Source organism: Levilactobacillus tujiorum, assembly GCF_012641185.1.
In the GTDB taxonomy this organism is placed as follows: Bacteria; Bacillota; Bacilli; order Lactobacillales; family Lactobacillaceae; genus Levilactobacillus; species Levilactobacillus tujiorum.
On the sequence record NZ_JAAXLK010000016.1, the window covers coordinates 1 to 14,026 of the forward strand.

Annotated in this window: 9 protein-coding genes and 1 pseudogene; 2 read left to right on the forward strand and 8 right to left on the reverse strand. The window is 47.2% G+C overall.

The features are described from left to right. Positions 1–93 (forward strand): annotated as a pseudogene (locus HF569_RS08520) (IS5-like element ISLpl3 family transposase); the annotation flags it as partial. Between the two features lie 14 nt (positions 94–107). Here HF569_RS08520 and uxaC read toward each other — a convergent pair. The 6 genes from uxaC to HF569_RS08550 form a co-directional block, all read right to left on the reverse strand. Continuing rightward, positions 108–1,535: a glucuronate isomerase gene (gene uxaC, locus HF569_RS08525; RefSeq protein ID WP_168902102.1), complete on the reverse strand. Its 1,428-nt coding sequence runs from the start codon at positions 1,533–1,535 to the stop codon at positions 108–110. Positions 1,536–1,603: 68 nt separating this feature from the next. Continuing rightward, the gene (locus HF569_RS08530) at positions 1,604–3,001 is read right to left on the reverse strand and encodes an MFS transporter (RefSeq protein WP_168902103.1); all 1,398 of its coding nucleotides are present in this window, start codon (positions 2,999–3,001) and stop codon (positions 1,604–1,606) included. A gap of 74 nt (positions 3,002–3,075) precedes the next feature. Beyond that, positions 3,076–5,571, reverse strand: a complete 2,496-nt coding sequence (locus HF569_RS08535) for a glycoside hydrolase family 31 protein (RefSeq protein WP_168902104.1) — start codon at positions 5,569–5,571, stop codon at positions 3,076–3,078. A gap of 932 nt (positions 5,572–6,503) precedes the next feature. Beyond that, entirely contained in the window at positions 6,504–7,406 is a 903-nt protein-coding gene (gnd, locus tag HF569_RS08540) for a phosphogluconate dehydrogenase (NAD(+)-dependent, decarboxylating) (protein WP_168848841.1), read from the reverse strand. Between the two features lie 116 nt (positions 7,407–7,522). Beyond that, a complete protein-coding gene (gene gntK, locus HF569_RS08545; RefSeq protein WP_168848840.1) occupies positions 7,523–9,061 on the reverse strand; it encodes a gluconokinase in 1,539 nt (512 codons plus the stop codon). A gap of 518 nt (positions 9,062–9,579) precedes the next feature. Continuing rightward, entirely contained in the window at positions 9,580–10,572 is a 993-nt protein-coding gene (locus tag HF569_RS08550) for a D-isomer specific 2-hydroxyacid dehydrogenase family protein (RefSeq protein ID WP_168848839.1), read from the reverse strand. A 105-nt stretch (positions 10,573–10,677) separates the two neighbouring features. Between HF569_RS08550 and HF569_RS08555 the strand changes: the two genes are divergently transcribed. Then, positions 10,678–11,352, forward strand: a complete 675-nt coding sequence (locus tag HF569_RS08555; protein WP_168902105.1) for a histidine phosphatase family protein — start codon at positions 10,678–10,680, stop codon at positions 11,350–11,352. Here HF569_RS08555 and HF569_RS08560 read toward each other — a convergent pair. Beyond that, positions 11,349–12,230 carry an aldose 1-epimerase family protein gene (locus HF569_RS08560; RefSeq protein WP_168902106.1) on the reverse strand — a complete coding sequence of 294 codons (882 nt, stop codon included), beginning with the start codon at positions 12,228–12,230 and terminating at the stop codon, positions 11,349–11,351. The two genes, HF569_RS08555 and HF569_RS08560, sit on opposite strands and share 4 nt — an antisense overlap. Positions 12,231–12,279: 49 nt before the next feature. Continuing rightward, a complete protein-coding gene (locus HF569_RS08565) occupies positions 12,280–13,908 on the reverse strand; it encodes a mannitol dehydrogenase family protein (protein ID WP_168902107.1) in 1,629 nt (542 codons plus the stop codon). Positions 13,909–14,026: the final 118 nt, after the last annotated feature.

Below are 14,026 nucleotides of genomic sequence, written 5' to 3' on the forward strand. Positions count from 1 at the left end.
AACTTTCGTAGGATTGCAACGCGTTATGATAAGCTCGCTCATGTTTATCTGGCTACGGTTTACATTGCCTCAATTTGCATCTTACTTAAGTAGTTTTCAGACGGACCCTAGTCCTTATCAAAGAAGCCGAAGTAGTCGTGTGCGTTGTTGTAAGAAATATCTTCAACAATCTTGCCCAGGTAATCGTAATCTTCTGGAACTTGACCCGTCGTGACCCATTCACCAATCAGGTTGCAGAGTACCCGCCGGAAGTATTCATGCCGCGTGTAGGAGAGGAAGCTCCGTGAATCGGTCAGCATCCCCACGAAGTTTGGCAATAAACTCTGTTGAGCCAAGATGTTCAATTGGTCATGCATCCCATCACGGGTATCGTTGAACCACCATGCACAGCCCAATTGAAGCTTTTGAACGCCGTCACCTTGGAAGCTTTGCATACCAGTAGCCAATTCCATCCAGTCGTTAGGGTTCGTGGAGTACAGAATCGTCTTAGGAATCCCATCTTCTTCGGACATTGAACTCAACAGCTTCATCATTTCGCCAGCAATCCCGGCTTGAGAACCCATTGAATCCCAACCGGTATCAGCACCCAGCTTACGGAACATTGGGCCGTTAGCATTCCGCAAAACGTTGATGTGGTACTGCATGGTCCAACCGAACTTCTGGTTCAAGCGCATCAAGACCTTCAGCAACGTCGTCTGGTACTTGTTGACTTCATCGTCCGTCAAGTGTTGGTTATCCTTGCGGGCCTTGGCCATGATGGCGTTAAATTCATCCTCAGAGGCTTCAGCGTAATGGAACGTATTCAACCCGTGGTCAGACAACCGGCCACCCATTGAAGCGAAGAAAGTAAAGCGTTGTTCTAGCGCCTTAGTCAAGGACTTCAAGTCCGTCACATCTACGCCAGAAACTTCACTGAACTTGTCCATGTATTCGCCGTAGTTTCCTTGGTTGATCCGAACCAAGTTATCTGGCCGCATAGCAGGCAAGACTTTAAAGCCATTTTCCTTTTCTTCGGCCTTCAACAACTTGTGATAGTGCAGGTCAGAAGCGGGATCATCCGTGGTGCAGACGACCTTCACATTGGCATTCTTAATCAAGTTACGGGGCTTGAAGGCATCCGTTTGGAGTAAGGCATTGGCCTTTTCCCAGATGGCTGGCGCACTCTTCTCGTTGAAGACTTCGTCGATGCCAAAGAACCGCTTCAATTCCAAATGCGTCCATTCGTAGAGTGGGTTCCCGATGGCCCGGTTGATCGTCTTCGCCCAAGCCAAGAACTTCTGGTATTCGTCACCGTCACCGGTAATCAATTCCTCTGGCACACCGTTAGCCCGTTCCAAACGCCACTTATAGTGGTCCCCGGCATTCCCATCATTTAACCAAATCCGAGTAATGTTAGGATAGTTCTTGTTTTCATAGATATCCTTAGGATCCAAGTGACAGTGGTAGTCGATGATTGGCATCTTTTCCGCATGTTCATGGAATAATTTCTTTGCAGGTTCATTAGTGAGTAAAAAGTCTTCGTTCAATAAAGCCATTTCAAAAGTCTCCTTTAATTTTGTAAAAATTATTGGTGATCACTTGAAGCTTGAACAGTTAATATCGCCTAGTTCTTCGCATTCTTTTCCCGTAGGATGGCGGCGTTCTTCTCCACGCGCTTCTTGTTCAGTGGGTAGAAGAACAACATTACTAAGGCAGCCAGTCCACAGCAGACGGCTGGGATTCCGGAAGCCAAGTAGTAGATACGGTCAATCACTTGTTGCGATTGTTCTGCCCCACCAGAAGTAGAAGAAACGTACCCAATCATGGTCAACATGAAGGCCCCAAAACTACCACCGAGGGCTTGGGCAACCTTCCGGGCAAATGAGTTCACCCCGTAGATCGTCCCATCTTCACGAATCCCCGTCGTGACTTGTTGATTATCAATCACGTCGGTAATGAAGGCCCAGACCATCAGATTAAACATGGCCGCACCCAAGCTACCAAAGAACAGGAAGACCAGGTAAACCATGGCACTACTGGTATGAATAAATACCAGAATGCCGTAAACAATGCTGGCAAAGAACAGCGAAACCGTCGTGACTTCCTTCCGACCAAATTTCTTAGTAAAGTATTGGGCAAAAGGCGCCAGCAGTAATACCGTGGCAAAGTTGAAGATTAACGCAATGGACATGGCACTACTATTCTTAAAGTAGTCATTAAATAAGTAGGAAATGTTAGTACCGGATAGATTTTGGTTAATCACGAGGATGATGTCCAAGACCACCAGGATGACTAAGGCCCGGTCCGTAAACATATCTTTCAGTACCGTCCCCAGTGGAACCGACTCACTCCGCTGCGTCCGCACCCGTTCAGTCGGCAGCTTGCTGGTTAAGATGTAACACCCAAAGCCCAGCAATGCCATCACGGAAGCCACAATCCAGAACCGCACCCCGTCGATCTTTTGTGACGCGCCAACATACATGAAGATTGGCACCACAAAACTAACGATGGCGCTCCCCGTAGCTGACCCTAAGCTCCGCCAAGTGGACAAGGAAGTCTTATCATTTGGCGAATCACTTAACGCCGAAGCCATGGAGCCGTAAGGAATGTTAACGGTGGAGTAGAAGATCCCCCAGAGTAAATAAGTGATAAAGACGTAGGTAATCTTGATAGGAAACGCCAACTCTTTAACGAATGGCACAAAAACCAAGATTGTCGCAATCAGTAGTGGATACTTGAAGCGGGCGATCCACGGAATGAACCGGCCACTCTTGTGCAACTTACTACTGTCAACCAACCGACCAACAGTAACATCAGCAATGGCATCAATAAACCGTGCAATCAGGAACAAGAGTCCCACGGTCACCCCAGACAATCCCAACACATTGGTGTAAAAGATCATCAAAAAGGTGTTCACAACAGCGAATGAGAAGTTGTTCCCAACATCCCCTAAGGCATAACCAAATCGGTCAGCCCAACCAAACGGCTTTGAACGATCAATACTTGTTTTTTGTGTATCCATTTTTCCAACCTCCGGCAATTTTGCCAAGATAAATTTAAAAAGTGAGATGCCGCAAATATAGCAAATACCTAGCTTTAGATTGAGATTAAGTCTTTGACACTCGACTCGATACTCAACTTAATGTCTGAATCGCTTACATTATTAAATTTAATGATCACTTGACGCTTCTCGCCATCGAAGAACCAGCCCTCAGTGGCGGCGTTGAACTTATCGAATTTCAAGAATTGTACCAACGGTTGACCTTGCAGTTCAATCGTCAATGGCGCGATGTCTGGGCAGCAAACCCGGAACGTGTAGCGCTTCAGCTGGGAATCGTAATTCCCTTGCTTATGCAAGTTAATTAACGTTTGGTGCTGACTTGGCGTGACGGAAATATCCGTGGTCAAGCAGTTCCCTTGCTTGTAGCTCATCGTCTGACCATCATCTTCATACAACTGGAAAGCACTCGCTGTAGTCGGTTCAACCAAAACGTCCAAGTTTTCAACTGTATCGTTGTGAATATTCATCAGGCCCTTGCTTTCAGGAATGATGCTCCCCGTCCGTAAGAACATGGGAATGCTTCCCAAGTCAACCGGCACCTCGATCGTTTGGCCCCCATTGTAGTAGTGATAAGTCGTTAAATCATACCAATCGGCACCCTTTGGTAGGTATACTTTCTTGGTTGTTTGACCCTTATCAACCACGTTGGCGACTAACAGTGAGGCCCCTAACATAAATTCAAAACTTTCTTCATACGTTTTCGGATCGTTTTGGAATTCGTAGACCAGCGGCCGCATGATTGGTGCCCCGGTCACGGAAGCTTCATGCAACAGTGAGTAGAAGTACGGAATCAACTGGTAGCGCAACTGAATCGCATCCCGAATATACTTGGTATAGCTCGGGTACATCCAAGGCTCAGTAACGGTGTTGTCGTCATTAGACGAGTGAATTGAGAACCGTGGCTGGAAGATGCCGTTTTGAACCCACCGCACGAACAATTCTGGCTCGGGAGCTGGGCCGTCGAAGCCACCAATGTCACAGCCTTGATTAGCCACACCGGAGAGCCCCATACCCAAGATGGTTGGGATGTTGTATTTCACGTTAGTCCAGCTCGTCCGGTTATCGCCGGCCCAAGTCTGCGCGTACCGTTGAATACCGGCAAAACCAGCCCGATTAATTAGGTAAGGTCGGACATTAGGATCGTAATCTGCGATGGCTTGCTGAGCTGTCTTAGCCATCATCGTTGGCATGATCGGCTTAACTTCACCGATCGTAGCGTGAACCCCGTCAGCCTCAACTTTGGCGGCGGTTTCATTAATTTCATATTCGTTGTTGTCGTTCCAGATACTCGTGATCCCTAACGACAATAACTGTTTCGTCATGAACTTGGCCCAGGTGGCCCGGCCACTCTCGCTGGTAAAATCAACGAAGTGAGCTGCCCCACCCCAGTATTGGTCGACCTGATCATCCTGACCGTCTGGCGTCTTAATGTAGGCATTCGCATCAGCAAAGTCCTTGGCTAGCGGGTGCGTGACCAACATTCCTGGCTTAATATTTGGTGCGAGGAGCACGCCTTTTTCTTTTAATTTATTCACGAAGTCTTGTGGATCTGGGAAGCGTTCCTTATTCCAGTTGAAGACATACCGCTTGCCATCTTCACCCGTGGTATACCCCGATGACATGAAGAAGCCGTCACACGGAATATCATTTTGCTTGCAGGTATCCACGAAGTCTAAGATCGCCTGATCGGCATCCTTATCCAGCTCCGTATAGTACATGGTTGATCCCATGTAACCTAGAGAAGCTTTCGGCATCATCGCCGTCTTCCCCGTCAGATCCGTATAGTGCTTCACGACATCCTTAATAGTTGGCCCGGCGATGAAAAAGACATCCAGGTCACCACCGTCGCATTCAAAGTAACTGTACCGGTGCCAATAGTTACTGTGCTCACTGTCCATATCGAACGTGGAGTCATTGGAATTGTTGTAGTAAAGACCTGAAGCGATTCCCATTTGACTGTCAAAATCAATATAAAATGGAATCATCTTATACAGGGGATCGGACTTCGCTGCATTCCAACCGAGAGAATCCGTGTTGTGCATGCGCATGCGGCGTTTGAACTTATTCAATTCACCGGATTTTTCACCGAAACCATAGAAGAAGTTGTGATCGCCCATCGTACTGTAGTGATACGAACGACCTAAGTCATCCTGAAGGAAGGACCGCTTTGGTAAATCTTTATGTAGCACGTTGCCTGCCTTATCACAAATCTCAAACCCAAAAGGTTCACGATTAATCTTGAGGGTCAACTTCTCCGTAGAGACTGAATAGCCATCTGCGTCTTCTCGCAGATCAAGCGGTAATGGTTGGACCCGTTGCCGCTCGTCTGCCATCAGTGAGTCGGTCTTATCTGCCCACGCAGTCTTGACCAGAGCATATGATGCTTCCGGAGCAAATTCATCCTGGAACGTTCTCCGCATCCGGATAATGTTATTATCCAGCAGGTAAACTTGAAACTGGGCGCCATCTGTCTTAATGGCAAGATAGTCACCCCGATTCTCCACGGACTGAACCTTGCTGCTTAACTTCATTAATCTCACTCCTTGTCCAAAAAAGCTGTTCGTATCTGGTCCTCACTCTATCAATGGCTTAATCACCTTGCAATTGAAATAGTAATATACCAGTTCTGCCAACACCCATATCTTACTAGTTAGTGAAAGCGCTGTCAATGAATGTTTCTCCAAATCTGTCGCTAAAGTGGTCGCCTAGTCTTCTCTATCCCTGATATAACAATGTTTATACACCCACAAATGACTTCATATTGGTCGTCATTTTATCTTATTTTTTGTGAAAATATCGACTGAAAATATATTAACGGCCTTAAGTTTACGTTTAAATTCGCATTTTTTCTGAAAATTTTGCTTTACAGATGGCATGACTTAGATATCAGTTTCAAGATTGGTCAATTCTACTTGAAATTATCGCTCGTTGATGACATACCGACATTAAACAAAAATTCGCCTAAAACTAGGCAACATGGGAGTTCCTTTCGCCTTACCGGTCGGCAGATATGGGCTGGATCGGTGCGAACACAACTTGAAGCCTCGAAGGAACCGAGTCTACAAGCTTGGTTTTCTACTAAGCCAGTAAGCAAATCACTTACTGACTAAGTAGAACGACGCGCCTGAGCCCATATCTGCCGACCTCACGGCTAACACAGCATGCTTAGGCAACTGAGATAATGAACATCACAGTCGTTATAGATTGGATTGAGCCTCCTAAGTAACCGTGTCTTCCAACTGCCGTTATGAGTAAAACATAATCAAAGCCGGAGGAGGCCATGGGTGGAGCCGAGCGATAAGACTGGCAGTCTTCCAGTCTGAAGCGTCCCCACAGCAGGCGGAACCTCTGACAACCGGAGTGCGACCAGTTTAACTGCGTGAATCCTGCCAACACTGAAGCGTTGGCAGCAAAAAAGCTCAAACCATTACGGCTTGAGCTTTCGTTTAATATCAGTTTGAATTTACTTGATCTTGTCGACCGCGTGGCCACCAAAACCATTCCGCAAAGCAGAAACAACTTTACCGGTAAAGGTATCGTTTTCCATTGAACGGTAACGCATCATCAACGCTAAGCTGATAACAGGAACTGGAACTTCTTGGTTGAGGGCTTCTTGTAACGTCCACTTACCTTCACCAGAACTGTGCATCGTCCCCCGAATTTCTTCCAGGTTGGCATCCTTAGAGAAGGCTTCTTGAGCCAATTCCATGAGCCATGAACGAACCACAGAACCGGAGTTCCACAACCGGGCAACGGCTTCGTTATCGTAGTTGAAGTCACTGTGAGCCAGGACATCAAATCCTTCACCGATAGCTTCCATCATCCCGTATTCAATACCATTGTGCACCATCTTCAAGTAGTGACCTGAACCAGCAGCGCCGGTGTACAGGTAACCATCCTTTTGGGCAATGCCTTCAAAGATTGGCTTCAACGTTTCAAACGCCTCAGCACTGGTACCACCGATCATGAAGTTACCATCATGCCGTGCACCAGACTGACCACCAGAGGTCCCACAGTCGAAGAAATTAATGCCCTTGGCTTCTGCCTTCTTGGCATCTTCCACGGAGTTCTCCCAGAAGGAGTTCCCACCATCGACAATGTAATCGCCAGCGCTTAAGACGTCGGTTAATGTGGCAACCGTTGATTCAGTTGGCTTGCCAGCTGGCAACATCAGCCAAACAATCTTAGGAGAAGGCAATTTGCTAAGCAAATCATCAAGTGACGTAGCTGCTTCTGCGCCGAATCCGGCAACTTCTTTAACAAAATCTTTGTTCAAGTCAAACCCAACAACTTCGTGACCGTTGTCCATCATGTTTTGAGCTAAGTTGCTACCCATCTTACCTAATCCAACTAATCCAATCTTCATGGTATAAGTTCCTCTCTGCTTGAAAAAAGTAATATATCAGTTAACGATTTCTATTATATGAAAAAGTTTTACAAATTTCAAGCTATTTTTGAAAATAAATCATCAAAACTAACGATTTATTCCTTTGGTGCGCGTTTTCGTTGATATTCTGCAATACTGTCGTACTCAGTTTGGAGCTTCCGACCAAGCCGAATGTAGATTGGCATGATTTCCCGGTAATTTTCGAAAGTTTCTGGGTTTGGCTTGTACGTGTTCATCTTTCCGATAAACTTCTTAACCACTGACAGGTCGTCAGCTAAGCCTAGACTAATCTGAGCAATCACCATCGCACCCAAGCAACCGCTTTCGAAAGCTTCTGGAATGGTTACGGGTTCTTCAAAGATGTCAGCTAACATTTGCCGCCATAGTGGTGACCGAGCAAAGCCCCCGGCTGCCAAAATAGCCGTTGGTTCCATAGCTTCCTTCAAGGCCAATTCAACAGTGTAGAGGTTGTAGACAATCCCTTCCAGTGCGGCCCGAACCATGTGAGACCGGTTGTGCTGCCGCGTCAAGCCAAAGTAAGAAGCCCGGGCATTACCGTCCCAGATTGGGGCCCGTTCGCCACCTAAGAATGGGTGGAAGATCAGGCCATCGGAACCGGCAGGCACCTTGCTGGCAATTTCAGTTAACAGATCGTATGGATCCTTGCCTTCCTTCTTAGCCTGTTCCTTTTCAGGAGCAAAGAGGTTGTCACGTACCCAACGGAAGACGATCCCACCGTTGTTCACTGGGCCACCGATAATCCACTTTCCTTGCATCACAGGGTAGCAGTAAATCCGGCCTTTAGGGTCAATCTGTGGCTTGTCAACGAAGGTCCGAACGGCACCAGAAGTCCCAATGGTAACGGCAACTTCACCCTTGTTGATCGCACCTAAACCAATTTCGGACAGTGCCCCATCAGTTCCACCCATGATAAATGGTGTATCAGCTGGGAACCCAATCTTCTTCGCAATTTCTGGGTGCAAGCCCTTCATCTGGTAAGTCGTATCAACGAGTTCTGGCAATTGATCACGCGTAATCCCGGTCAATTTCATGGATTCTTCGTCCCAGTCCATCGTGTGAATGTTAAAGAGACCCGTGGTGGACGCCATGTTCGTTTCTTCTTTGAGTTGACCAAAGTACCGGTACAACAGGTATTCCTTCAAACCAACCCAGTATTGAGTCTTCTTGTAGGTATCTGGGTGTTGTTCTTTAATCCACAACAACTTGTAAACCACGCCCATGGGATGAGTTGGCAAACCAGTCCGTTTGTAGAGTTCCAAGCCACTACCATCGGCGGCCATCCGTGACGCTACCTTTTCAGAACGATTGTCGGCCCAAGTAATGGCCCGCGTCGTTGGCTTGTAGTCCTTGTCCATCCCGACCAAACTGTGTTGCTGCGTTGACCAAGAGACCCCTAAGATTTTGCCTTCCTTAGGATCGGCCTTAGCCGTAACTTCTTTCAGAGCTTCGACGGAGGCATCGAAGATAACGTCTGGATCTTCTTCAGCCATGTCGGGGTTATCTTGAATCAAAGGGTACAGCTTGTTGGCGTAACCAAAGATTTCTCCATCAGTGTTGTACAGTACGGCTTTGGTACTCGTGGTACCAACGTCAATTCCGATTAAATAGTCCATAATTTTCAACTTCCTTTTATTTTGGCGATTTTTGAAATGTCTACTTCCAACGTTCGCTTCCGGTAGTCAGACGCCACCCGGTGAGGCAGACCTGAAGCCTGAGAAGCGGTCTTCAGGGCAACCTTGAACCTCAAAAACCGAGTTTCAAAGTTGGCCGTGGTCTAAGCTGGGACAGAACCCCAGCCAAGACCACCGACACGGGGTTCTGTCTGACTTCCTCCAGCTACTACTCAGTGAACATTGTCACGTAGCCGGCGACGGTTGAAAACGGAACCCAGTGTCGATGCTGTTAGGCTGGTGTTCTTCCAGTCTTACAGCATGGGACGTTGTCAAGACTCACGACTTTAGTGAGGCTTGGCAGCGAGCTTGAAGACCGCCCCTTGGCTTCAAGCGTGCCCCACAGGGTGGAGTTTTCAACCGTCAGAGGCGGGGAAACCACGTACACAGTGTACGGCGTTAGGATATAAACGGGGCCACGTGCCCCGATTAGCAGCACATGGTCCCGTTCGGCCTGTTTACTAGGCTAAAGTACTTGTTAATTCACGAACCAACGGCTTGTTGGCAACAATATTCTTCACATCGCTGACACACTTTTCGCCCATTCCGTGAAGGCATTCGTAAGTGTAAGCGGAGGTATGTGGCGTCAATAATACGCGGTCATTCTGCAGTAATGGTGACGTTGCCCGTACCGGTTCAACTTCAACAGCATCGGCAGCGTAACCCGCAACCTTACCAGACTTGATCCCGTCCAAGAGGGCCGTTTCATCAATCAGGGCACCCCGCGCGTTGTTGCACAGGTAAACACCCTTCTTCATCTTGGCAATCTTCTTGGCATCAATCAGGTGGTAGTTGCCGTCGTTCAAAGAAGCGTTCAGAGAAATGTAATCCGCCTTTTCCAACAAAGTATCGAGGTCAACGCGTTCAACGTTGTGGCTCTTCAACCAGCCAGCTGGGGCCTTAGGATCTGGGTCGTTAACCAAGATTGGGCCACCAAAGACACTGAACAATTCTGCAACCCGACTACCAATGTTCCCGCAGCCGATAACCCCAAAGGTCTTACCAGATAATTCATTCCCCATGAATTCGGCACGATCTTCGTAACGGTCATCACGTTCGCGTTCTGCGGATTGAACTGTCCGACGAACCAACGTCATCAAGTTAGCCAATTCGTTTTCGGCAACGGAGTCCCGTTCAACCAATTGTGGCACGATTGCCACTTTAGTCCCATGTTCCTTAGCAGCTTTGATATCAACGTTGTTAAAGCCAATACCGTGCCGCGAGATCAGTAAGGTTTCGTCCTTGTTATCAAAGAACTCTTTGTTAAACATTGGGGTAACGGAAGCAATGATAATGTTATAGCCATTTAATTCCTTGGCTAATGACTTACCATCGATGTCCGTAGGCAACATGAACCGCTTAACTTCACCAATTTCTTCAATTTGCTTCCAGTGTTCCTTGAAGACTTGTCCGAAACTACTTGAGTTAACCACCGCAATTTTGTATTGTGCCATTTTCCAAAAACCTCCAAAATAATTAAATTCAAATTCAAACTTACACCCGTCGCCTGGCGAATATGCGTATAATGTGGATATACATATCGTGAGGAGGCTATTTTTATGAAAACTATTACCATTGATTTCGTCCGTCACGGGCAAACCATCTTCAACACCATGGATAAACTCCAGGGCTGGGCTGATTCACCACTAACGACGGCTGGGATCGCAACGGCCGATCAAGTCGGCCAGTTGCTTCGAGATACCCAGTACCAAAGCTACCATTCATCCGATCTCAAACGTGCGATCGACACGGCCAAACATATCATTCAACCTAATCGCTTCCTACAAGTCGCGCCCGAACAACACGAGGCTTTTCGCGAAGTCTTCTTCGGTTCCTATGAAGGATTGGACTTTCACCAAGCCTGGAAAGAAGTCGGCGCGGCGCAACAGCTAGGCTGCCAAACGCAAGCCGAAATCATTCAGAAATACTCGTTTGAAGTCGCCCGCGATGCGATGCACGCTGCAGATCCACGCCACCTTTCAGAAGACGGCGTAACCTTCAGCCAACGCGTCGACCACGGCATTCAAGATCTGCTCACCGAAGCCCAGGATGGTGATCGGTTACTCGTGGTCACCCACGGCACCTTGATTCGTTCGCTGGTACTTCGGTACGGTCCCGACTTTGACGCCCTGACCAACTACCCGGCCAACGGCGGCATTACCACCCTAGTTATCCAAGCAGCTGATCGATCGGGCTTCACCGGGAAGATCACAGCCTATAACCGGATGAGCTAGTCTTTGACGTGAATGTCATAAGCCATCGTTTCCGTTTGACCGGCAGCCACATGGTGGTTCCCTTCCTTGGTCTTCAATTCACGAAGATCGCCGGAAACATCTGGTAGACCATTGAATGGTTCAATGCACAGGAATGGCGCATTGGCACCTTCCTTGGTCCAAAGGGTAACGTAGTCAAAGTCCTTAACGTCTAACGTAATCGACTTACCACTCGTCTTAGAACGCAACGTCACATGTTCCAGGCCTGGTGCGTTCAGAATGATCAGCCCATCATCAAACATTGGATAGTTCAAATCAATCACGCCATCTTCATTTTTGACCGGTAAACTCTTGCCGCTCCGGAATGGATTTGGCGTTTTTACGATCTCAAAGTGGGTTAAGTCTTGTGGTGCCGGCGTTAAGGCCACTTGGTAATCCGTAAATTGTTCACCATCTGAGAATGGCACGTTGAATGCCGGATGGGACCCTAAGGAGAAGGAAAGATCTTGAGTATCATGGTTCTTAACCTCAAACTTCAAGTTCAAGCCGTCAGCCGTCAAGCTGAAGGTTACTTGGAGTTCGAAGTCAAAAGGATACATCTTTTTCGTGTCGTCGTCAGCCCGGGCCGATAGGGTCACTGCCGAATCAGTTTGCTTGGCAACGGCAAAGGTTAAGCCGCTGACAAACCCGTGTTGAGGCATATCGAATTTCTGACCATCAATCAAGTAGCTGTCTTCGTTCGAACGACCAATTGCCGGGAATAATACCGGCGCATGCTTTGGCCAGAGATCGTTGTTCCAAATTAAATCACGACCAGTAGCCTGATCCACAAAATGGGTTAACTCGGCTCCAACTTCATTAATCGCAACCCGAAAGCGACTGTTTTGAATGGTGATCATAAACTTCTCACTCCTCATAAATTCTGCGTGACGACCAACAAATTTCTAATTATTTAGCGTGCTTAGCTAAAGCGTCTTCGATCGTCTTAACGATGGCACCCTTGCCAGCAATCATTTGACTGAAGTAGTTTTCAACCTTTTCACCCAAACCAACTGCGTAGAGGTCTTGGCCGAAGATTGAGGTATTCGTCAAAACATCTTTCAAGTGTGCGTGAACGTCGGTCTTTTCGCCCAACTTAATGTCGCCAACGTACTTCTTCAAGTCATCCATCATTGGATCTGGACTTGGTTCAAAGGCATTGCCTTCATCGTCAACGGCCATCAAGTAACGGAACCAACCCGCAATGGTCAATGGGATGAATTCCAAGGTCGAAGGATCGAACCCGTCGCGGTCAACGTATTGCTTGATCGTGACCCCGTAACGAACTGGGATCTTCTGGGACGTATCCGTTGCAATCCGTTGTGGTGTATCCGGGATGTATGGGTTAGGCAAACGCTTCGTAACCAATTGGTCGATGAATTCCTTAGGGTTGATAACCTTAGGATCCGTCACAACTGGCAAGCCTTCAACGTACCCAATTTGCTTAATAACGCCAACCAGGTCATCGTTTTGCAATTCGTCGGAAATTGACTTGAACCGCAGAACACTCCCAAAAATAGCCAATGACGTGTGCAGTGGGTTCAGGCAGGTGGTAACTTTCATTTCATCTGCTTCGCCAACCGTCTTACGATCAGTCATGATGACACCGGCATCTTCAAACTTTGGCCGGCCATTCGGGAAGTTATCTTCTACAACTAAGTAGTGAACTTCTTCAGTGTTCGTGAATGGGGCAATGTTAGTGTGCTTGGCCGTGTGAATAATCTCGTAATCTTCAAACCCAGAGTCCTTTAACTTAGCACTAACGGTTTCAGAAGGATTTGGCGTAATCCGGTCGATCATAGATAGTGGGAAACTGATCTTCTTGTCGTCTTCCAAATAATCTAAGAAGTCTTGACCGACAAATCCGTTTTCTTTCCAGCCCTTGGCAACCGTCAAGACACTATCCTTTAACTTGTCCCCATTGTTAGAGAAGTTATCGGTACTCATCAAGGTCAGTGGCGTTGCACCGTTTTGGAAACGACCTAATAATAAGGAAACTAAACCAGCCATGTTCCCCTTAGGTGCTTCTGGACCAGCAGCCAAATCAGCCTTGGTGATGTCGTTCAATTCACCGGAAACGGTCTTCAAGTTGTAGCCCTTTTCAGTAATTGAGAAGGAAACGACTTGTAAGGAAGGTGCCTTGAAGATTTCTTGCATCCGCTTCCAATCTTCTTTGCGGGCTTGCGTTGCAAATAGTGATTCCGTAACTGACGCAAATAATTCCTTGTCAAAGTTCCCATCAGCCTTCGTCACAACCCGGAGAACCCGATCGTTGAATGGCTTGTAAACGCCATCTACCACAGAGTTATCATAAGTATCGGCCACGATCACACCTGAGTCTAATTCGCCTTTTTCAATTAAAGTGTTCGCAATGGCTGCATGGAACGCGCGGAATAAGTTCCCACCACCAAAGTGAACCCAACGTGGGTGTTCATTTGTTGCTTTCCGTAATTTATCTTGATCATAAGTAGGAACTTTAATCCCAGCTGCTGTAAAAGCCGCCTTGTTGTTTAAGTAATCATCCGTTAGTTTAACCATCTGAAACCGCCCTTTCGTATTGTCAAAGTATCGAACTGTCAAATTCAACTAATGGTCGAACAATCAGCACCGTCCAACTAATATACTAGTATGACAGTGTAACCGATTTCATAATACA

Coding starts and splice junctions, on each gene's coding strand:
- HF569_RS08560 (WP_168902106.1), bottom strand. CDS start 12,230: ATGATCACCATTCAAAACAGTCGCTTTCGGGTTGCGATTAATGAAGTT.
- HF569_RS08530 (WP_168902103.1), bottom strand. CDS start 3,001: ATGGATACACAAAAAACAAGTATTGATCGTTCAAAGCCGTTTGGTTGG.
- gntK (WP_168848840.1), bottom strand. CDS start 9,061: ATGGACTATTTAATCGGAATTGACGTTGGTACCACGAGTACCAAAGCC.
- uxaC (WP_168902102.1), bottom strand. CDS start 1,535: ATGGCTTTATTGAACGAAGACTTTTTACTCACTAATGAACCTGCAAAG.
- HF569_RS08555 (WP_168902105.1), top strand. CDS start 10,678: ATGAAAACTATTACCATTGATTTCGTCCGTCACGGGCAAACCATCTTC.
- gnd (WP_168848841.1), bottom strand. CDS start 7,406: ATGAAGATTGGATTAGTTGGATTAGGTAAGATGGGTAGCAACTTAGCT.
- HF569_RS08550 (WP_168848839.1), bottom strand. CDS start 10,572: ATGGCACAATACAAAATTGCGGTGGTTAACTCAAGTAGTTTCGGACAA.
- HF569_RS08535 (WP_168902104.1), bottom strand. CDS start 5,571: ATGAAGTTAAGCAGCAAGGTTCAGTCCGTGGAGAATCGGGGTGACTAT.
- HF569_RS08565 (WP_168902107.1), bottom strand. CDS start 13,908: ATGGTTAAACTAACGGATGATTACTTAAACAACAAGGCGGCTTTTACA.